Raw genomic sequence first — 19,211 nt, 5'->3', positions numbered from 1 at the left:
TCACGACAGGCCCTCGTATCATTCACTTCAGTAACCGCCGAGAGCCTGCAAATGAACCCAATAAAAACGTGGTGGGATATCAGCCCGCCCTTGAGTACGGCGACCCCGACGTGGCCGGGTGATACGCCGTTCCAGGAAGAACGCGTGTGGCAGTTCGGCCCCGAGTGCCCGGTGAATGTAGGGCGCATTACCCTGTCGCCGCACACCGGCGCCCATGTGGATGCGCCGCTGCATTACAGCGCCGACGGTGCGCCGATCGGCGAAGTGTCGCTGGATGTGTACATGGGGCCTTGTCGCGTGCTGCATTGCCTGGACAGCGGCGCGCTGGTGCAGCCGCATCAGTTGCAAGGGCGTGTGGATAACTTGCCGGAACGTGTGCTGTTGCGCACTTATCCACAAGCGCCGCTGACCGAGTGGGATTCAAACTTCACCGCCATCGCGCCGCAAACCATCGAGCTGCTCGCCAGCCTGGGCGTGCGCTTGATCGGCATCGATACCCCGTCCCTGGACCCGCAGCAGTCCAAGACCATGGATTCCCACAACGCCGTGGCCCGTCATGGCATGGCGATTCTTGAAGGCATCGTGCTTGATGACGTGCCGGAGGGCGACTACGAGTTGATCGCCCTGCCGCTGCGCTTTGCCAACCTCGACGCCAGCCCCGTCCGCGCAATCCTGCGCCCGCTTCTGGAGCCCACGCGATGAGCCAATGTCCCTTCTCTGCCGATTACCAACCCCCGGAAGAATGGCATAACGCCGAACTGAATTTTTCCGAGTCCATGAGCTATGGCGACTATCTGGACCTGGGCAAAGTGCTCAGTGCCCAGCACCCGCTGTCGCCGGACCACAACGAAATGCTCTTCATCATCCAGCACCAGACCTCCGAGCTGTGGATGAAACTGATGCTCCACGAACTCAAGGCCGCCCGCGAACATGTGCGCCTGGGCGAGTTGCCGCCGGCGTTCAAGATGCTGGCGCGGGTCTCGCGCATCTTTGATCAATTGGTACATGCCTGGGCGGTGCTGGCGACCATGACGCCGTCCGAGTACAAGGCGATCCGCCCGTTCCTGGGGCAGTCGTCGGGGTTCCAGTCGTTCCAGTACCGCGAGATCGAATTTATCCTCGGTAACAAAAGCCCAGCGCTGCTGCGTCCGCACGCCCATCGCCCGGAGCTGCTGCAACAGCTGCAAGTGGCGATTGCCACGCCGTCGCTGTATGACGAGGCGATCAACCTGATGATCAAGGCGGGCCTGGCGATTGATCCGAAGCGTGCCGAGCGCGACCCGACGGCGGCCACGGTGCATGATGAGTCGGTGGAGGCGGCGTGGCGCGAGGTGTATCGCGATCCGAACCGGTATTGGGATTTGTATCAGTTGGCCGAGAAGTTTATCGACCTGGAAGATTCGTTCCGCCAGTGGCGTTTTCGGCATGTGACCACGGTGGAGCGGATTATTGGCTTCCAGCCAGGCACCGGTGGTACCGAAGGCGTGGGGTATCTGCGCAAGATGCTCGACACGGTGTTGTTCCCCGAACTGTGGCGAGTACGCTCTACTCTGTAAACGCAATCAAATGTGGGAGGGAGCAAGCCCCCTCCCACATGGGTATTACTGCGCTGCGGCTACCGCTTTCGCCTTATTCGTGCGCAACCGGTAGGCCATATAGATAACCCCCACCCAAATCGGCATCGCATACACCGACTCGCGGATGCCCGGGATCGCCAGCATCACGCTGATGATCATCAGCATGAACGCCAGGCACAGGTAGTTGCTGAACGGGAACCAGAAGGTCTTGAACGACGGCGTCACGCCTTGCTCGCCCATGGCCTTGCGGAACTTGATGTGGGTGATGCTGATCAGCGCCCAGTTGATCATCAGTGAGGCAACCACCAGCGCAAACAGCAATTCCAGGGCGCTTTGCGGCGCGACGTAGTTGACCACCACGCACAGCATCGTCACCAATGCCGAAATCGCCAGCGCCCGCAGCGGTACGCCCTGCTTGTTGAGCTTCATCAGTGCCTTGGGCGCATCGCCCTGTTCGGCCAGGCCGAACAGCATGCGGCTATTGCAGTACACGCCGCTGTTGTACACCGACAGCGCCGCGGTCAGCACCACGAAGTTGAGGATGTGCGCGGCGGTGTCGTTGCCGATCAGCGAGAAGATCTGCACAAACGGGCTGCCGCTGTAGGCGTCGCCCGAGGCGCCGAGGGTTTGCAGCAGTTGGTCCCATGGGTACAGCGACAGCAGCACGGTCAGGGCACCGACGTAGAAAATCAGGATCCGGTACACCACCTGGTTGATCGCCTTGGGGATCACCTTGCGCGGTTCGCTGGCTTCGGCGGCGGTGATGCCCACCAGCTCCAGGCCACCGAACGAGAACATGATGAACGCCATCGACATCAACAGCCCCATGCCGCCATTGGGGAAGAACCCGCCGTGGCTCCACAGGTTGCTGATGGACGCCTGCGGGCCGCCGGTACCGCTGAACAGCAGGTAGCAGCCGAGCACGATCATGCCGACGATCGCCACGACCTTGATGATCGCGAACCAGAACTCGGTCTCGCCGAAGAACTTCACATTCAGCGTGTTGATCAGGTTCACCGCGACAAAGAACACCAGCGCGCTGACCCAGGTCGGGATTTCAGGCCACCAGAACTGGATGTATTTGCCCACGGCCGTCAATTCGGCCATGCCCACCAGCACGTACAGCACCCAGTAGTTCCAGCCCGCCAGAAAGCCCGCGTAGCCGCCCCAATATTTATGCGCGAAATGGCTGAAGGACCCGGCCACCGGCTCTTCGACGATCATCTCACCGAGCTGGCGCATGATCAGGAACGCAATGAAACCGGCAATCGCGTAACCGAGGATCATCGACGGCCCCGCCGACTTGAGTACCCCGGCCGAGCCGAGGAACAACCCCGTACCAATCGCCCCTCCCAAGGCGATCAACTGAATATGCCGGTTCTTCAGGCCACGCTTGAGGCCCACCGGGTTAACCATGTCATCCGCCATTAAGGTTCCCTTTTACTTTGTTTTTCTTGGGGTTGATTGCACGCCACACCAGCCCCTCAGTGCTGAGGGGTCAGATATTACTCTGCGTAAACTTTTCGTAATACAGCTGAACGCTATCAAGTGCCTGATCCGCCAACCATTGTTGGATGGATTCAACCATCGGCGGGGGGCCGCACACGTACATATCCGCCGAACTGTCGCGCAAGGGAGCCAGGTCAACATGTTCGGTGAGGTAACCGCGCTTGCCGGCCCACTCGGGTGAGGCGTCGCTGAGCACCTCGGTGTAGCGAAAACCCGCCAGTGTCGAGGCGTAGGCGGCGATGCGCGCGGCCTCGCATAAGTCCTCGGCGCCGCGTACGCCGTAATAGAGGTGCACAGGTTGCTCGCAGCCTGAGGCGACCAGTTCGTCGAGCATGCCCAGCATTGCCGACAAGCCGGTGCCGCCGGCCACCAGCACCAACGGCTGAGTGACGTGGCGCAGGTAGAACGCACCCAAAGGCGCCTCCATCAGCAGCTCGTCGCCGACCTGGCAACGTTCACGCAGATAGTTGCTCATGACCCCGTCCGGCAGCAGGCGGATCAGGAATTGCACTTGATTACCCGGCCGATTGGCGAAGGAGTACGAGCGCCAACTGGATGTGCCCGGCACCGCCAGCCGCGCATATTGGCCCGGCAGAAAATCCAGCGGTGCGTCCAATTGCACCTGCAGGATCGCGGTACTGGCCGATACCAACTGCATTGCGCTCAACGTGCCGCGCACCTGCGCCGGCCCAGGCGCGTTGCACAGGCTCGAATCAAAGTCGAAGTAGAACGTGGCGTCGGACTTCACCCGGGTCTGGCAACTGAGCATTTTGCGCTGTTGCAGGTCGAGGCTGGAAAGCGCTTCGTCGTCCACGTAATCCTGGGTGTATTCGCCGGATTCGCAACGGCCCTGACAGGTGCCGCATACGCCCTCGCGGCAGTCCAGCGGGATCTTGATGCCGTTGCGCAGTGCGGCATCCAGCAGGATCTCATTGGCGCCCACCGGGAAAAACAGGGTCTTGCCGTCGGCAAAACTGAAGGCAACTTTGTGATTCATGGGTTGAACTCCGTACAAACGTGCAACAGCCGCGGTCAGAGGTGATAGAAATCCAGCACCGAATTGATGGTGTCGTTGAGCAGCAAGGCATGCTTGCGCGTGATCAACCAGCTGTCGCCATCGGGCTTTAATGTGTAAGTGGCCTGCCCGTAAAACTGCTCCGAGGTCGCCAGCCGATAGAACAACGTGTGCCAGTTCAGCTTCACTTCCAGCGTGCCGCCGGCTTGCTCGGCGATGCGCACGTTGTTGATCAGGTGCACCGTGCGTGGCATCGGCGTGGCCGACGCGGCCTTGCCGGTGCGCAAGCGAAACACGCGATCTTCCAGGCCGGAACGGTTGGCGTAATAGATCAATGACATCTCGCGCTTGGGGTCACGGGTGTACGCGTGTTCCGAGTCCCACTGCGGCAGGTGGAACTCGCTCAGCGGGTCGAACAGCTGCACATAGGCGTCCCAGTCCTGGGCGTCGCACAGCTCGGATTTACGATAAAAAAACTGCTCGATCCGGTATTGCAACTCGGCGTTCATCATTCCACCTCCCGCAGTGTCAGCGCTTGTTTGTCCAGGCCCTTGAGCAGGAACTGTTGCCAGTTGCGGTGCTGGTTGACGTACAGCCCTTCGTGGGTGAATTCGGTGCCGGTCATGGCCGGTTGAATACCGATGGCTTCGCTGTTGGGCGTCGGCCCGGTGGCCCAACGGTGGCTGCCGCGCGAGATGTCGCTCCAGCGCTCCAGGCGGCCCTGGAAACCGCGCTGGGCTTCACGAAATTCCACCAGGTCATCCGGCGTGCCCATGCCCGAGACGTTGAAGAAATCTTCGAACTGGCGAATCCGGTTTTCGCGGTCGGCGTCCGACTCGTTCTTCACCCCCAGGCACTGGCTGATGATCTCGGTCTTGTTCCACGCCACCGGGCGGATGATGCGCAGCTGCGAGCTGATCTGGTCGAGAAAAAACAAGCTGGGGTAGATGTTCAGGTTGCGCAGGCGGTGCATCATCCATTCGGCTTTTTGCTGGCCGTGTTCTTCCACCAGGCGCGGCATGATGGTGGCGTAGCCGGAGCGCACGCTGGGGTTGGGCATGTCGCTGAACAGCACACTGTGGCCATTGTTGAAGGCGAACCAGCCGTCGTCGGTATTCGCATCGCCCGCGCCGAGTTTGCTGTAGTCCAACGTGGTGCCCGAGGCCGTGCCGTTCTCGGTATTCACCTGTTGGCGATGCTGCACCGTGGCCACGTAGTTGTAGTGCACGGTGCTGACGTGATAACCGTCCAGGCCGTTTTCGTTCTGCAGCTTCCAGTTGCCGTCGTAGGTGTAGGCGGATTTACCCGGCAGCACTTCCAGCTCGCCAGTGGCGGACTGCGCGACCATCATGTCGAAGAACACTTTGGCGTCGCCGAGGAAGTCTTCCAGGCTGTCGGTGCCGTTCACGTCCAGGCTGATGAACACAAAGCCCTTGTAGCTCTCGATGCGCGCCTTTTTCAGGCCGCGCGTGGCCTTGTCGAAGCCTTCCGGGTATTCCCCCGGCGCCTTGACCTTCACCAGCCGGCCATCGCTCTTGTAGCACCAGGCATGGAAGGGGCAGGTGAAGGTGGACTGGTTGCCCTTGCCGACGCGGGTGAGGGTGGTGCCGCGATGCTGGCAGGCGTTGATCAACGCATTCAGGCGGCCCTCGCCGTCGCGGGTGATGATCATCGGCTGGCGCCCGGCGCGCATTGTCACAAAGTCATGGTTATTGGCCAGTTCGCTTTCGTGGCAGGCGTAGATCCAGTTCTTCTCGAAGATCAATTCCATCTCCAGGTCAAACAGCGCAGGCTCGGTGAACATGTCGCGGGCGATGCGGAACACCTCATCGGCCGGACGAAAATCCAGGCAGCTTTCGATAAAGCTCTTCCACTGCTCGACGCTTCTTGCACCACTCATGGGAGGCACCTTTATTTGATAGGGGCTGATCGGGTGGGGTATTAGAGGCAGCCGGGCAGGGCGCGGGCTATCCGCTTAATGGGGGAAGATGGGCCGCAAAGTTGGGCAGCAAATACTCATAACGGTGCGGCGCGGTGACGCAATGCGCTACCGTCCCGCTGGGCGATTGTGGGAAACGTCTGTGTTTTATCCACATAGTCGGCCGTTGCTATCCACCTGGTTGCCCCCGCGCCGCGTGGCGTGGAACTTGCTGTCCAACAACCATGACGCGCCGCCAGAGCGCGCAAACGCCTAACCGCCGTGGGTGCCCCCTGATGAGTAGCCAGACACGCGATATCAGTATTCAACGCTTCGACCTTGAAGGCGCTTGCCGCTGGATGTCCGGCATCTGCGGGCCGCACCGCCTGGCGACAAGTACGCCGGAACGCCTGCGTTTTCATCACAGCGCCAACGTATTCAAGTCCCGCGCGACCACCCTGGGCGTGATCGAATACGGCACCGACGTGACCATCGACATCGAAGACGCCGAGCACTTCAGCAGCTACAGCCTGAGCCTGCCGCTGGTGGGCGAGCAGGAACTCTGCAAGAACGGCGAGCGCCTCAGTTCCAACCGCGATCAAGGGGTCATCATCGCGCCCAACGAGCACCAGGTGCTGGCGATTTCCGGTGACTGTCGCAAGCTGCAAGTGGTGATCACCCGGGCGGCGATGAGTGAATCCCTGGAAGGTCTGCTGCAACGGCCCATCGATGCGCCGCTGCGCTTTGAACCGGTGATGGATGCGGTGGACGGCGCGCCGGCCTCGTGGTGGCGCATGGCGCGCTACTTCATCGCCGAGCTGGAACGCAGCAGCGAGTTATACGAACAGGCCGCGTTTACCCGCGACCTGGAAAGCTCGCTGATCAAGGGCCTGATCCTGGCCCAGCCGAACAACTATTCCGAAGAACTGCGCGCTGTCCTCGGCGTGAAACTGCCGCATTACTTGATTCGGGCGCGCCAATACATTCACGACAACGCCCGCGAGCCGGTGCATCTGGAAGACCTGGAAGCGGCTGCGGGCGTGTCGCGGTTCAAGTTGTTCGATGCGTTCCGCAAGTACTTCGCGCTGTCGCCCATGGCCTACGTGAAGAAATACCGACTGGTGGGGGTGCGCCAGGACATTCTTGAACAGGGCTGCACGAGCACCATCTCCGAGATCGCCCTGGGCTGGGGGTTTACCCACCTGGGGCGGTTTTCGGCAGAGTACAGAAAGCTGTTCGATGAATCCCCCAGCCAGACGTTGCAGCGCAAGCGCCTGCGCAGTCTTTGAAAGCAATGAAGATCAAAATGTGGGAGGGGGCTTGGCGTTTGAATGAACTCAGATCAGCTCTTCAACCAACTGCAAACAATGCCTCACCCCCGGCGACTGATCATTCACCCTTCGGCTCAGAATAATCGGCGACGTCGCCGTGGCCTCCACCACGGGCGTGTAGCCGATATCCGCCCGATGCAGCACCTGCACCGACGCGGGCACCAGCGTTACGCCCATGCCCGCGCCGACCAGGCCGATGGCGGTTTGCAGTTCGTTGGTCCACTGCGCCACCTTGAGGCTCAAGCCATGGGCGTCGAACAGTGCGATCACGTGGTCGGCATAGCTGGGGCGCGGATTGCCGGGGTACAGCACGAACGGCTCGGCGGCCAATTGGGCGAGGGTGGCGGGCGCGGCGAGCAACGGGTGACCGGCGGGCAACACGGCCACCAACCGGTCCTCCACCAGCACGCGTTGCACGATGGCCGGGTCGTCGATGCGGATCCGCCCAAAACCCACATCGATGCGCCCGGCCTTGAGTGCGTCGACCTGCTGCAACGTGGTCATTTCCGACAGGCCCAACTCCAACTCCAGCGCCTCGTGGGTACGCAGCCGTCGGATCAGCTCGGGCAGCACGCCATACAGCGTCGACGGCGCAAAACCGATGCCCAGCCAGGTTTTTTCGCCCTGGCCGATACGCCGCGTGCTGTCGCAGATTTTGTTCAACTGTTCGAGCAACACATTGGCATGCTCATAGAAGAATCGCCCGGCCTCGGTCAGCCGCAAGGGCCGGCCACGTTCCAGCAGGACCACGCCCAGTTCCTCTTCCAATTGCTGGATCTGCCGGCTCAACGGCGGCTGGGCGATATGCAGGCGTTCGGCGGCGCGGGTGAAGTTGAGGGTTTCGCCCAACACCTGGAAGTAGCGCAGGTGACGCAGTTCCATGACGGCTCCTTTGATACCTTAAAAGTATTGTTCGAGACTAATTCTATATTGGCTGCTTGGAAAGCACGGGCACAGAATCAGCGCAGACCTATAAAGAACCCAACGGGTATTGCCATGCCGATTTGCGCCATCGAGTCGATCGAGACGATTATCGTCGACCTCCCCACCATCCGCCCGCACAAGCTGGCGATGCACACCCTGCAAAACCAGACGCTGGTGATCATCCGCATTCGCTGCGCCGATGGCATCGAAGGCATCGGCGAGTCCACCACCATTGGTGGCCTGAGCTACGGCAACGAAAGCCCCGACAGCATCAAGATCAACATCGACCGGCACTTTGCACCGCTGTTGGTCGGCCAGGACGCCAGCAATATCAACGCCGCCATGTTGCGCTTGGAGCGCAGTATCCGCGGCAATACCTTTGCCAAGTCCGGCGTGGAAAGCGCCTTGCTCGACGCATTGGGCAAACGCCTGAATCTTCCCGTGAGCGAACTGCTCGGCGGCCGTGTGCGAGACGCCTTGCCGGTGGCCTGGACCCTGGCCAGCGGCAATACCGAACAAGACATCGCCGAAGCCGAGAAGATGCTCGACCTGCGCCGCCACCGTATCTTCAAACTGAAGATCGGTGCCGGTGAAGTGAGCCGCGACCTGGCCCACGTCATCGCGATCAAGAAGGCCCTGGGCGAGCGCGCCAGTGTGCGCGTCGACGTCAACCAGGCCTGGGACGAAGCCGTGGCGCTGCGGGCGTGCAAGGTGCTGGGCGATAACGGCATCGACCTGATCGAGCAGCCGATCTCGCGCAACAACCGTGGCGGCATGGCGCGGCTGAACCTGTCGAGCCCGGCGCCGATCATGGCCGATGAGTCCATCGAGTGTGTCGAAGATGCCTTCAACCTGGCCCGTGACGGTGCGGCCTCGGTGTTTGCGCTCAAGATCGCCAAGAATGGCGGCCCGCGTGCCGTATTGCGCACGGCGGCCATTGCCGAAGCGGCGGGTATCGGCCTGTACGGCGGCACCATGCTGGAGGGCGGTATCGGCACCCTGGCCTCGGCCCACGCCTTCCTGACCCTGAACAAACTGGCTTGGGATACCGAGCTGTTCGGCCCGCTTTTGCTCACCGAAGACATCCTCACCGAGCCGCTGGTGTACCGCGATTTCCATCTGCATGTCTCCACCGCGCCGGGCCTGGGCCTGGCCATCGACGAAGAGCGCCTGGCGTTCTTCCGCCGTGATAAACACTAAGAGGCGCCCGCCATGCTGTTCCACGTAAAAATGACTGTGAACCTGCCCGTCGACATGAACCCCGAGCGCGCCGCCCACCTCAAGGCCGACGAAAAAGCGCTTGCCCAGCGGTTGCAACAGGAGGGCAAATGGCGCCACCTGTGGCGCATTGCCGGGCTTTACGCCAACTACAGCGTGTTCGATGTCGATAGCGTGCAGGAACTGCATGACCTGCTGATGCAACTGCCGCTTTACCCTTACATGGCCATCGAAGTGAACGCCCTGTGCCGCCACCCTTCGTCGATCCATGAGGACGACCGTTAAGCCGGTCCTACACCTGATAACTACAAGATGAGGAGTGCACCATGTCCATTCGACTGTCCCAGACTGCCCATGCCCAACAGTTTCTCGAAGAAGCCAGCGGCAACCTTAATGACGGCGGTAACCCGCGCACCAAGGCGCTGATCTACCGCATATTGCGCGACACCGTGAACATCATCGAAGACCTGGAGGTGACGCCCGAAGAGTTCTGGAAGGCAGTCAACTACCTCAACGAACTGGGCAAGAACCAAGAGGCCGGGCTACTCGTCGCCGGGCTGGGCCTGGAGCATTACCTGGACATGTTGATGGATGCCGCCGATGAAGAGGCCGGCAAGACCGGCGGCACTCCGCGCACCATCGAAGGCCCGCTGTACGTAGCCGGCGCGCCACTCTCCCAGTACGAAGCGCGCTTGGATGATGGGACCGACGCCGCAGTGCCGCTGTTCATGCGCGGCCAGGTGCGCGATACCAATGGCAAACCGTTGGCCGGCGCGATTGTCGATGTGTGGCAGGCCAATACCGGCGGCACTTATTCCTGGTTCGATGGCACTCAATCGGAGTTCAACCTGCGCCGCCGTATCCAGACCGATGCCCAGGGCAACTACCGTTTTCGCAGCATCGTGCCGTCGGGCTACGGCTGCCCGCCGACCGGTCCGACCCAGCAGTTGCTCGACCAACTGGGGCGCCATGGGCAGCGGCCGGCGCATATCCACTTCTTCATCTCGGCGCCGGGCTATCGGCACCTGACCACGCAGATCAACCTGTCGGACGACCCCTACCTGCACGACGACTTTGCGTATGCGACACGCGATGAATTGATCGCCGAGATCCGCTTCAGTGACGACCAGCAACTGGCGCGGGAGTTTGGGGTGCAAGGGCGCCTCGCGCAGATTGATTTTGATTTTGAGCTGCAGGTGGCTGATGCACCGCTGGAACAGAAACGCATGCAGCGAGTGCGAGCCCTCGAAGACTGATAAGCGCGGTCAAAATGTGGGAGGGGCGGTGCGACGATTCGACTTGCTCCCGATAGCAGCGTGTCAGTCACTTAAATGTCTACTGATCCGCCGTTATCGGGAGCAAGCCCCACACACATTTGATCTTTGTTGCTGTCGCTATTTGCGTACGACCAGATCCAGCACCTCATCGCGATCCTTGATCTTCTGCAACACGATCTCCGACCGTATATCCATCACCCCCGCCGTGCGGTTCAGGTGGTTCACGATAAAGTCCGAAAAATGCTTGAGGTTCCTCGCCTGCACCCGCAGCACGTAGTTGCTCGCGCCGGTGATCACATAGGCGCTGGCCACCTCCGGCCAGCCTTGCACTTTCTTGATGAACGTTTCGTGCCAGTCCTCGACATCCTGGCGTAACGACAGGTGCACGATGGCTTCCAGCTCGATGCCCAGTTGCTCGGCATTCAACACCGCGCGGTAACCGCTGATGACTCCCTCGCTCTCCAGCAGGCGCAAACGGCGCAGGCAGGCGGAGGGAGACAGCGCGACTTTTTCCGCCAGTTCCTGGTTGCTGATACGGCCATCCTGTTGCAGGAAATGCAGGAGGCGCAGGTCGGTGGCGTCGAGAATCATGGTTAGAATAAATCCGCGTGTTTAGGTGTTAAATTCGAATTTCCTACAGCTTAATTAGCTTGTTGCCCACCACTTTGCACGAAAATTCTGCAAATCTTCGTTCATTATTTGCTTCGTCTTCACTGATAAGAACCAGGACCTGTCATGACCTCCCGAAGCCATTGCCAAACCCTCGACGCCCAGGACCCGCTGGCGCCTCTGCGCGATCAGTTCGCGCTGCCGGCGGGGGTGATCTACCTCGACGGTAACTCCCTCGGCGCGCGCCCGGTGGCCTCGCTGGCGCGGGCGCAACAGGTGATCGCCGAGGAGTGGGGCAATGGCTTGATCCGCAGTTGGAACAGCGCCGGCTGGGCCGACCTGTCGCTGCGCCTGGGCAATCGCCTGGCCCCCCTGATCGGCGCGGGTGCGGGCGAAGTGGCGATCACCGATACCACGTCGATCAACCTGTTCAAAGTACTCAGCGCCGCCTTGACCGTGCAGCGCGAACGCGAACCCGCGCGCAAGGTGATCGTCAGCGAAGCGAGCAACTTTCCCACCGACCTGTACATCGCCGAAGGCCTGGCCGAGCTGCTGCAACAGGGCTATTGCCTGCGTCTGGTGAACAGCCCGGACGAACTGCCCCAGGCGATCGACGCCGACGTGGCGGTGGTGATGCTTACCCACGTCAACTACAAAACCGGCTACATGTACGACATGCAGGCGCTCACTGCCCTGAGCCATGAGTGCGGCGCCCTGAGCATCTGGGACCTGGCGCATTCGGCTGGCGCGGTGCCTATCGACCTGCGCGCCGCCGGGGCGGATTACGCCATTGGCTGTACCTACAAATACCTCAACGGCGGGCCCGGTTCCCAGGCGTTCGTATGGGTCAACCCGGCGTTGGTCGACCAGGTGCGTCAGCCGCTGTCGGGCTGGTTCGGGCATACCCGGCAGTTCGCCATGGAGTCCAACTACGCGCCGAGTGCCGGCATCGCCCGCTACCTGTGCGGTACCCAGCCGATCACTTCGCTGGCCATGGTCGAGTGCGGGCTGCAGATTTTTGAACAGACCGACATGGCCAGCCTGCGCCGTAAATCCCTGGCGTTGACGGACCTGTTTATCGCGTTGGTCGAAGCGCGTTGCGCCGCCCATGGTCTTGTGCTGATCACCCCGCGTGAACACGCCCGGCGCGGCAGCCATGTGAGCTTCGAACATCCTGAAGGTTATGCGGTGATCCAGGCGCTGATCGCGCGCGGGGTGATCGGCGATTACCGCGAGCCGCGCATCATGCGCTTTGGGTTTACGCCGCTCTACACCCGTTTCAGTGAGGTGTGGGACGCGGTGGAAATCCTCGGTGAAATCCTCGATGAAAGCACCTGGGACCAACCGCAGTTCAAAGTGCGCCACAGCGTCACCTGAATTAGACACAGGGGATCGGCGCCAATATCCAAACAGTGCAATCACAATAATAAAGAGGCACACCAACGTGACCACGCCAGACCAAGGCTTTGCAGAAATCACCCACCGCGAACTGGGCCTGAGGCGCCAGCTCACTTCTGGCCAGATGAGCATGATCGCCATCGGTGGCGCCATCGGCACCGGGCTGTTCATGGGCAGTGCCTATGCCATCGGCTATGCCGGGCCCAGCGTGCTGGTGAGCTACGCCATCGGCGCATTGATCACCTTGCTATTGATGGGCTGCCTGGCGGAGATGACGGTGGCGCATTCCACCTCGGGGTCGTTTGGCGCGTACGCCGAGTTCTACATAAGCCCACTCGCCGGGTTCCTGGTGCGTTATGCGTACTGGGCGGCGATTGTGCTGGCGGTGGGCGCCGAGGTCACGGCGGTGGCGATGTACATGAAGTACTGGTTCGCCAACGTGCCGGAGTGGGTGTGGATCGTGGCGTTTTCCAGTGTGCTGATTGTGCTCAACGCCATCAGCGTGAAGACCTTCGGCAATTTTGAATACTGGTTCTCCACCATCAAGATCAGCGCGATTGTCGGCTTCATCATCCTGGCGGTGTACGTGGTGTTCGGTTCCGGCAACCCGGAATACGGCGTGCATCACTACACGGCTCACGGCGGTTTTTTCCCGCATGGGTTGAGCGGCATGTGGATCGCGGTGATCGTATCGATCTTCAGCTACCTCAGCGTCGAAATGATTGCCGTGGCCGCCGGTGAAGCCGCCGACCCGGAGCAGGCCGTGAAGAAGGCCTTTCGCGCCACCATCGTGCGCCTGGTGGTGTTTTACCTGCTGACCCTGGCGCTGATGCTGGCCATCGTGCCGTGGAACCAGGCCGGTCAGGCCCAGAGCCCGTTCGTCACGGTGATGCAGACCATCGGCATTCCCGGCGCTACCGGGGTGATGAACTTCGTGATCCTGATTGCCGCGTTGTCGGCGATGAACAGCCAGCTCTACATCACCACGCGCATGATGTTCAGCTTGTCCCGCGCCGGCTTTGCGCCCAAGTCCATGGGCGCCCTGACCAAGAGCGGCATCCCGTTGAACGCGTTGCTGCTGTCCAGCTCGGGCATTGCGCTGGCGACCTTGCTCAACGTGCTGTACCCGCAAAGCTCGTTCACCCTGATGATGGCGATCTCGATGTTTGGCGCGATCTTCACCTGGTTCATGATCTTTCTCACGCACCTGTTCTTCCGCCGCTATCGCAAGCGCCATGGCGGGGCGAAGTTGTCCTTCGAGCTGCGCCTGTTTCCCTACAGTACGCTGCTGGGCCTGGTGCTGATGGGCGCGGTGATGATCACCACGTATTTCACCGACGCGTTCAGGATGACCTTGGTCTTTGGCGTGCCGTTCCTGTTGATTCTGAGCGCGGTGTATTACGGGTTTTTCCGCAAGGGCAGGGCCAAGGCCTCGAACAAGGCTTTGGCGTAACCCGGCAACTGCTCGAACGAACGCGCGCAGAGCAACAACTGGCGGCAGGCCCAGCCTTCTTGCAGAGGCTGGGCCGTGAAGGCGCGTTGCAACGGCCAGCGGTCCAGTGCCGCCTGGGGCACGATGCCCAGGCCCGCGCCCCGGGCGACCATGCGAATCACCCCCTCAAACCCCTCGGCACGGACGCGCGTCTGCAAGCGAAAGCCGGCGTGCAGCGCTTGTTCCTCCAGGTACGACGCGAGTGCACTGTGGGCGGCCAGGCCGACGTAATCGTGTGACAGGCTGTCGATAAAACTCACCGTTTTATTCGCCAGGGGATGCTCCAGGGGCAGGATCAGCACCAGCGGGTCATCGCGAAAGGGCAATGTCTGCAAGCCATGGGTGTCGACGGCGTCGGAAATAATCCCCAGGTCCGCCGTGCCCTGGCGCAGGGCCTGGGTGATACGCAGGCTGGGCAACTCCTGCAGGTCGATCTCAAGGTTGGGGTGTTCGCACAGAAAGTCCGCCAGCAGTTCCGGCAGGTATTCCGTCAGCGCCGTGGTGTTGCACAGCAGGCGCACCTGGCCTTTGATGCCCTTGGCGTACTCGGCCAGGTCCTGTTGCAAATGGTCGGCCTGTTGCAGCAGCAGACGCGCGTGGCGGGCCAGCGCCTTGCCCGCGGCGGTTGGCGTGACGCCACGGCGACCGCGCGCCAGCAACTCGATGCCCAGCGACGCTTCCATGGCGCGAATGCGGGCGCTGGCGGCGGCCAGGGATAAATGGCTGCGGCCGGCGCCGGCGGTGATATTGCCGGTGTCGAGGGTGTGCAGGTATAGGCGCAGGTCGATCAGGTCAAAGTGCATGGCTGGGGTTCTCGAATGGCGTTACTGGCCTCATCGGGGGCAAGCCCCTTCCCACATGTTGATTTGCGAATACATTCAAATGTGGGAGGGGGGCTTGCCCCCGATGAGGCCCTCAGCCTCACATAAAACAAGAGGCTGCCTCAGTATATGGCGAATATCCAGCCCAGCTCCAAACCCGCACAATCGCCCCATGAATACCTTCCTCGCGCTCTACCAAAACCTCGGCCCCGCCCTGACTTTGCTGGTGATCGGCACCTTCCTGCTGGCCGGCACCGTCAAGGGTGTGATCGGCCTGGGCTTGCCGACCGTCGCAATGGGCCTGCTCGGCCTGGCTATGCTGCCGGCGCAGGCTGCGGCGTTGCTGATCATTCCGTCAACGGTGACCAACCTGTGGCAACTGGCATTCGGCGGCCACCTGAGTGGCTTGCTCAAGCGGCTGTGGCCAATGCTCGTGCTGATTTTCCTCGGCACGGGGCTTGGCACGGTGTGGCTGGGCATGGATGGCGGGCGTTGGGTGGTGCGGGCGCTGGGCGGGGCACTGCTGTTGTACGCGCTGAGCGGGTTGTTCCTGCCCGCCTTCAGGGTCAAGCCTGAAACCGAGCGCTGGCTGGCCCCGCTGTGTGGGCTGGTCACTGGCGTGATCACCTCAACGACCGGGGTGTTTGTGATTCCTGCGGTGCCGTACCTGCAAGCGCTGGGCTTGAATCGCGATCAACTGGTGCAGGCGTTGGGGCTGTCGTTCAGCGTGTCGACGCTGGCGCTGGCGGCGGGGTTGGCCTGGCGCGGCATGCTGGGCACGGGTGAAATCAGCGCCTCGCTGCTGGCGCTGGTGCCGGCGCTGTTGGGCATGTGGCTGGGCCAGGCACTGCGCCAGCGCATCAGTGCGGTGCTGTTCAAGCGCCTGTTTTTTATCGGCATGGCACTGTTGGGCGGGCATCTGCTGATCAGCGGTTAACAATGCGCTGGGTATTCGTGCTTTTTGGTCAAAGGTATTTTGCCGCGTGGCGGCTTATTCCCAGGGGCTGAGGTCGATAGTCTGCGTCCAGACATTTCAACCTTCTGGATGCCCTCCCATGAAAAAAGTACTCCTGCTCAACGGCGGCAAAAAGTTCGCCCACTCCGATGGCCGCTACAACAACACCCTGCATGATGCCGCGTTGGCCGTGCTGGACCGTGGCGGCGTCGACGTCAAGGTCACGCACATCGACCAGGGCTACGACGTGGCTGAAGAGGTCGCCAAGTTTCTCTGGGCCGACGTGATCATCTACCAGATGCCCGGCTGGTGGATGGGCGCACCGTGGATCGTCAAGAAATACATCGACGAAGTCTTCACCGAAGGCCACGGCAGCCTGTATGCCAGCGACGGTCGTACGCGTTCCGATGCCTCGCAGAAGTACGGCAGTGGCGGTCTTATTCAGGGCAAGCAGTACATGCTCTCGCTGACCTGGAATGCACCGCAGCAAGCCTTCGACGATCCGAGCGATTTCTTCGAGGCCAAGGGCGTGGATGCGGTGTACTTCCCGTTCCACAAGGCCAATGAGTTCCTCGGCATGCGCCGCCTGCCGACCTTCCTCTGCGTGGACGTGATGAAACGCCCGGCGATCGAGGCCGACGTGGCGCGCTACGAGCAGCATCTGGCGCAGGTGTTCAGCCTCTCGGTGTAAGCTGCGCGCAACCGACACCGAGGACCGCCCATGAAAGCCCGATCCGATGAGCTACAGACCTTCGTCAGCGTGATCGAGTGCGGCTCGATTTCCGCTGCGGCGGAGCAGGTCGGGCAGACGCCCTCGGCGGTCAGCCGCACGTTGTCGCGTCTGGAAGCCAAGCTCGACACCACGCTGATCAACCGCACCACACGGCGCATGGACCTGACCGAGGAGGGCAAGTACTTTTTCGAGCAGGCCAAGCTGATCCTGGCGCAGATGGATGAGCTGCAAGAGCGCATGTCATCGCGCCGCCAGAACCCCGCCGGGCGCTTGCGCATCAACGCTGCCGTGCCATTCATGCTGCATGGGATCGTGCCGTACATCGCCGAGTTTCGCAGCCTCTACCCGGATATCCAGCTGGAGCTGAACAGCGATGACCTGATCATCGACCTGCTTGAGCAAAGCACCGACATCGCCATTCGCATCGGTGCCCTGGCGGATTCCACCCTGCACGCACGCTCACTTGGCTGCACCCCGTTGCACATCCTCGCCAGCCCCGGTTACCTCAAGCAGTACGGCGCACCGCAGGCCGTTGCCGAACTGGCGGAACACACGTTGCTTGGCTTCACCCACACCGAAACCCTCAACCACTGGCCGTTGCGCCATGGGGAGGGCGACCGCTGGCTGATCGAACCGGGTATTGCTGCGTCCAGCGGTGAAACCCTGCGTCAGTTGGCGCTGGAAGGGCAGGGCATTTGTTGCCTGTCGAACTTCATGACCAGCGCCGACATCGACGCCGGGCGCCTGGTGCCGGTGCTGGAGGCGTTCAACAGTGGCTATCGCCAGCCGATCCATGCGGTGTTCTATCGCAACTCGCAGTTGGCGTTGCGGATCCAGTGCTTCCTGGACTTTATCCAGGCCAAGTTGGCGCGGTATGCCTGCTGAATGGGCGGCTACCGGGTTCATCTGTTGTTACACATTACTGGCCCCACCCGCTGCAATTTCGTACCATTCCCCGCCTAATCCCCCGCAATTCCCTGGTACCTCATGAACCTCACCCGTCTGCGCGCCGATGCCCTGGCCGGCCTCACCACGTCTTTCGCGCTGCTGCCCGAGTGCATCGCCTTTGCGTTGGTCGCTCACCTCAACCCGCTGATGGGGCTGTATGGCGCCTTTATCATCTGCACCCTCACCGCGTTGTTCGGTGGGCGCCCGGGCATGGTCTCGGGCGCGGCGGGGTCGATGGCGGTGGTGATCGTCGCGCTGGTGGTGCAGCACGGCGTGGGCTACCTGCTCGCCACGGTGCTGCTGGGCGGGTTGATCATGCTCACGTTCGGCCTGTTGCGCCTGGGCAAACTGGTGCGCATGGTGCCGCATCCGGTGATGCTGGGTTTCGTCAACGGCTTGGCGATCATCATCGCGCTGGCGCAGTTGGAGCATTTCAAGAGCGGCGAGCACTGGCTCAGCGGGACGCCGTTGTATGTGATGAGCGGGCTGGTCGTGGCGACCATGGCCATCGTCTACGTGCTGCCACGCATCACCCGCGCGGTGCCACCGGCGCTGGTGGCGATCCTCGGCGTAGGCCTGGCGGTGTATCTGCTGGGGTTGCCGACCCGCACCCTCGGCGACATGGCGCACATCGCCGGCGGCCTGCCGGGCTTCGCGCTGCCGCAGGTGCCCTGGACCCTGGAAACCCTGGGCATCATTGCGCCTTATGCGTTCCTGATGGCCATGGTCGGCCTGCTGGAAACCCTGCTGACCCTCAACCTCACCGACGAAATCACCGAGACCCGTGGCTACCCGGACCGCGAAAGCGTGGCCCTGGGCGCGGCGAATATGGTGTCGGGCCTGTTCGGCGGCATGGGCGGTTGCGCGATGATCGGGCAAACCGTGATCAACCTCAGTTCCGGCGGGCGCGGGCGTTTCTCCGGGGTGTTTGCCGGGGTGATGATCCTACTGTTCATTCTGTTTCTGTCGCCGCTGATCGAGCGCATCCCGCTGGCGGCGCTGGTGGGGGTGATGTTCGTGGTATCCCAGCAGACGTTCGCCTGGGCGTCGCTGCGGGTGATCAACAAAGTACCGGCCAATGACGTGCTGGTGATTATTGCGGTAACGGTGATCACGGTATTCACCGACCTGGCAACCGCCGTGCTGTGCGGGATCGTCATCGCAGCGTTGAACTTTGCCTGGCAACAGGCCCGTGAGCTGTACGCCGATGAACATCTGGAGGCTGATGGCAGCAAGCTCTATCGCCTGCACGGCACGTTGTTCTTTGCCTCTACCACCGGGTTTTTGAACCAGTTCGATCCTGCCAACGACCCGGCGCAGGTCACACTGGATTGCCGCCACCTGAGCTTTGTCGACTACTCGGCAATTGCCGCGCTGATGACCCTGCGCGAGCGGTACACCAAGGCCGGCAAGCATTTACGCGTGCTGCACTTGTCGGAGCGCTGCAAGAAGCTGCTCAAGCGCGCTCGCGTTCATCCTGAATAAG

General features: G+C 61.7%; 19 protein-coding genes. 12 read left to right on the top strand and 7 right to left on the bottom strand.

Annotated features, from left to right (window positions below; all coding sequences use genetic code 11):
- Window positions 1–51 precede the first annotated feature (51 nt).
- Entirely contained in the window at window positions 52–702 is a 651-nt protein-coding gene (gene kynB, locus AB4O25_RS14125; RefSeq protein ID WP_065876581.1) for an arylformamidase, read from the top strand.
- A complete protein-coding gene (gene kynA / locus AB4O25_RS14120) occupies window positions 699–1,556 on the top strand; it encodes a tryptophan 2,3-dioxygenase (protein WP_017531077.1) in 858 nt (285 codons plus the stop codon). The genes kynB and kynA overlap by 4 nt, the downstream gene beginning before the upstream one ends.
- A 45-nt stretch (window positions 1,557–1,601) precedes the next feature.
- Here the strand turns inward: kynA and AB4O25_RS14115 are convergent, their stop codons facing one another.
- The 4 genes from AB4O25_RS14115 to antA form a co-directional block, all read right to left on the bottom strand.
- On the bottom strand, window positions 1,602–3,005 hold the full coding sequence (locus AB4O25_RS14115) for an amino acid permease (protein WP_065876579.1): 1,404 nt from the start codon (window positions 3,003–3,005) through the stop codon (window positions 1,602–1,604).
- Between the two features lie 70 nt (window positions 3,006–3,075).
- Window positions 3,076–4,083, bottom strand: coding sequence for an anthranilate 1,2-dioxygenase electron transfer component AntC (gene antC, locus AB4O25_RS14110; RefSeq protein ID WP_460149677.1), 1,008 nt, complete (start codon window positions 4,081–4,083; stop codon window positions 3,076–3,078).
- A gap of 35 nt (window positions 4,084–4,118) precedes the next feature.
- Complete coding sequence (antB, locus tag AB4O25_RS14105) at window positions 4,119–4,610, bottom strand: anthranilate 1,2-dioxygenase small subunit (protein ID WP_460149676.1); 492 nt, start codon at window positions 4,608–4,610, stop codon at window positions 4,119–4,121.
- Entirely contained in the window at window positions 4,610–6,001 is a 1,392-nt protein-coding gene (antA, locus tag AB4O25_RS14100) for an anthranilate 1,2-dioxygenase large subunit (protein WP_017531073.1), read from the bottom strand. Before antA ends, antB begins: the two co-directional genes overlap by 1 nt.
- Window positions 6,002–6,315: 314 nt before the next feature.
- On the opposite strand from antA, the gene AB4O25_RS14095 reads away from it, so the two are divergent.
- Window positions 6,316–7,308, top strand: coding sequence for an AraC family transcriptional regulator (locus tag AB4O25_RS14095; RefSeq protein WP_460149675.1), 993 nt, complete (start codon window positions 6,316–6,318; stop codon window positions 7,306–7,308).
- 48 nt (window positions 7,309–7,356) lie between these two features.
- Here AB4O25_RS14095 and AB4O25_RS14090 read toward each other — a convergent pair whose 3' ends face one another.
- On the bottom strand, window positions 7,357–8,232 hold the full coding sequence (locus AB4O25_RS14090; RefSeq protein WP_065876578.1) for a LysR family transcriptional regulator: 876 nt from the start codon (window positions 8,230–8,232) through the stop codon (window positions 7,357–7,359).
- Between the two features lie 114 nt (window positions 8,233–8,346).
- Here AB4O25_RS14090 and AB4O25_RS14085 point away from each other — a divergent pair, with 114 nt between their 5' ends.
- Genes AB4O25_RS14085 through catA form a run of 3 tightly spaced genes read left to right on the top strand, consistent with a single transcriptional unit; the run spans window position 8,347 to window position 10,748 of the window.
- Window positions 8,347–9,474 carry a muconate cycloisomerase family protein gene (locus AB4O25_RS14085; RefSeq protein ID WP_017531070.1) on the top strand — a complete coding sequence of 376 codons (1,128 nt, stop codon included), beginning with the start codon at window positions 8,347–8,349 and terminating at the stop codon, window positions 9,472–9,474.
- Window positions 9,475–9,486: 12 nt separating this feature from the next.
- A complete protein-coding gene (catC, locus tag AB4O25_RS14080; RefSeq protein WP_017531069.1) occupies window positions 9,487–9,777 on the top strand; it encodes a muconolactone Delta-isomerase in 291 nt (96 codons plus the stop codon).
- A gap of 41 nt (window positions 9,778–9,818) precedes the next feature.
- Complete coding sequence (gene catA / locus AB4O25_RS14075; RefSeq protein ID WP_017531068.1) at window positions 9,819–10,748, top strand: catechol 1,2-dioxygenase; 930 nt, start codon at window positions 9,819–9,821, stop codon at window positions 10,746–10,748.
- Window positions 10,749–10,886: 138 nt separating this feature from the next.
- On the opposite strand, the gene AB4O25_RS14070 is transcribed toward catA, so the two are convergent.
- Window positions 10,887–11,360, bottom strand: coding sequence for an Lrp/AsnC family transcriptional regulator (locus AB4O25_RS14070; RefSeq protein WP_017531067.1), 474 nt, complete (start codon window positions 11,358–11,360; stop codon window positions 10,887–10,889).
- Window positions 11,361–11,504: 144 nt separating this feature from the next.
- On the opposite strand from AB4O25_RS14070, the gene kynU reads away from it, so the two are divergent.
- Window positions 11,505–12,755: a kynureninase gene (gene kynU / locus AB4O25_RS14065; RefSeq protein ID WP_223496617.1), complete on the top strand. Its 1,251-nt coding sequence runs from the start codon at window positions 11,505–11,507 to the stop codon at window positions 12,753–12,755.
- Window positions 12,756–12,822: 67 nt separating this feature from the next.
- Window positions 12,823–14,229, top strand: coding sequence for an amino acid permease (locus AB4O25_RS14060; protein WP_065876576.1), 1,407 nt, complete (start codon window positions 12,823–12,825; stop codon window positions 14,227–14,229).
- Here AB4O25_RS14060 and AB4O25_RS14055 read toward each other — a convergent pair.
- Window positions 14,175–15,071, bottom strand: a complete 897-nt coding sequence (locus AB4O25_RS14055) for a LysR family transcriptional regulator (protein WP_017531064.1) — start codon at window positions 15,069–15,071, stop codon at window positions 14,175–14,177. The two genes, AB4O25_RS14060 and AB4O25_RS14055, sit on opposite strands and share 55 nt — an antisense overlap.
- Window positions 15,072–15,261: 190 nt before the next feature.
- Between AB4O25_RS14055 and AB4O25_RS14050 the strand changes: the two genes are divergently transcribed.
- The 4 genes from AB4O25_RS14050 to AB4O25_RS14035 all read left to right on the top strand — a co-directional run bounded on the left by AB4O25_RS14050 (window position 15,262) and on the right by AB4O25_RS14035 (window position 19,210).
- Window positions 15,262–16,026: a sulfite exporter TauE/SafE family protein gene (locus tag AB4O25_RS14050; protein ID WP_068933582.1), complete on the top strand. Its 765-nt coding sequence runs from the start codon at window positions 15,262–15,264 to the stop codon at window positions 16,024–16,026.
- Between the two features lie 118 nt (window positions 16,027–16,144).
- A complete protein-coding gene (locus AB4O25_RS14045) occupies window positions 16,145–16,735 on the top strand; it encodes an NADPH:quinone oxidoreductase MdaB (RefSeq protein ID WP_017531142.1) in 591 nt (196 codons plus the stop codon).
- A 30-nt stretch (window positions 16,736–16,765) separates the two neighbouring features.
- Window positions 16,766–17,662 (top strand): LysR family transcriptional regulator, encoded by an 897-nt coding sequence (locus tag AB4O25_RS14040; protein ID WP_017531141.1) that lies wholly within the window; start codon window positions 16,766–16,768, stop codon window positions 17,660–17,662.
- Between the two features lie 102 nt (window positions 17,663–17,764).
- A complete protein-coding gene (locus AB4O25_RS14035) occupies window positions 17,765–19,210 on the top strand; it encodes a SulP family inorganic anion transporter (RefSeq protein WP_065876575.1) in 1,446 nt (481 codons plus the stop codon).
- Window position 19,211 lies beyond the last annotated feature (1 nt).

It is taken from the genome of Pseudomonas sp. S3_A03 (genome assembly GCF_054668275.1).
This window is presented reverse-complemented; position numbering and strand designations above follow the sequence as displayed.

Bases quoted from the DNA above. Each gene is read 5' to 3' on its own strand.
- AB4O25_RS14090 (WP_065876578.1), bottom strand. From the start codon at position 8,232: ATGGAACTGCGTCACCTGCGCTACTTCCAGGTGTTGGGCGAAACCCTC.
- AB4O25_RS14055 (WP_017531064.1), bottom strand. From the start codon at position 15,071: ATGCACTTTGACCTGATCGACCTGCGCCTATACCTGCACACCCTCGAC.
- AB4O25_RS14085 (WP_017531070.1), top strand. From the start codon at position 8,347: ATGCCGATTTGCGCCATCGAGTCGATCGAGACGATTATCGTCGACCTC.
- antC (WP_460149677.1), bottom strand. From the start codon at position 4,083: ATGAATCACAAAGTTGCCTTCAGTTTTGCCGACGGCAAGACCCTGTTT.
- AB4O25_RS14070 (WP_017531067.1), bottom strand. From the start codon at position 11,360: ATGATTCTCGACGCCACCGACCTGCGCCTCCTGCATTTCCTGCAACAG.
- AB4O25_RS14045 (WP_017531142.1), top strand. From the start codon at position 16,145: ATGAAAAAAGTACTCCTGCTCAACGGCGGCAAAAAGTTCGCCCACTCC.
- kynU (WP_223496617.1), top strand. From the start codon at position 11,505: ATGACCTCCCGAAGCCATTGCCAAACCCTCGACGCCCAGGACCCGCTG.
- AB4O25_RS14040 (WP_017531141.1), top strand. From the start codon at position 16,766: ATGAAAGCCCGATCCGATGAGCTACAGACCTTCGTCAGCGTGATCGAG.
- kynB (WP_065876581.1), top strand. From the start codon at position 52: ATGAACCCAATAAAAACGTGGTGGGATATCAGCCCGCCCTTGAGTACG.
- AB4O25_RS14115 (WP_065876579.1), bottom strand. From the start codon at position 3,005: ATGGCGGATGACATGGTTAACCCGGTGGGCCTCAAGCGTGGCCTGAAG.
- antA (WP_017531073.1), bottom strand. From the start codon at position 6,001: ATGAGTGGTGCAAGAAGCGTCGAGCAGTGGAAGAGCTTTATCGAAAGC.
- kynA (WP_017531077.1), top strand. From the start codon at position 699: ATGAGCCAATGTCCCTTCTCTGCCGATTACCAACCCCCGGAAGAATGG.
- antB (WP_460149676.1), bottom strand. From the start codon at position 4,610: ATGAACGCCGAGTTGCAATACCGGATCGAGCAGTTTTTTTATCGTAAA.
- AB4O25_RS14050 (WP_068933582.1), top strand. From the start codon at position 15,262: ATGAATACCTTCCTCGCGCTCTACCAAAACCTCGGCCCCGCCCTGACT.
- catA (WP_017531068.1), top strand. From the start codon at position 9,819: ATGTCCATTCGACTGTCCCAGACTGCCCATGCCCAACAGTTTCTCGAA.
- AB4O25_RS14095 (WP_460149675.1), top strand. From the start codon at position 6,316: ATGAGTAGCCAGACACGCGATATCAGTATTCAACGCTTCGACCTTGAA.
- AB4O25_RS14035 (WP_065876575.1), top strand. From the start codon at position 17,765: ATGAACCTCACCCGTCTGCGCGCCGATGCCCTGGCCGGCCTCACCACG.
- catC (WP_017531069.1), top strand. From the start codon at position 9,487: ATGCTGTTCCACGTAAAAATGACTGTGAACCTGCCCGTCGACATGAAC.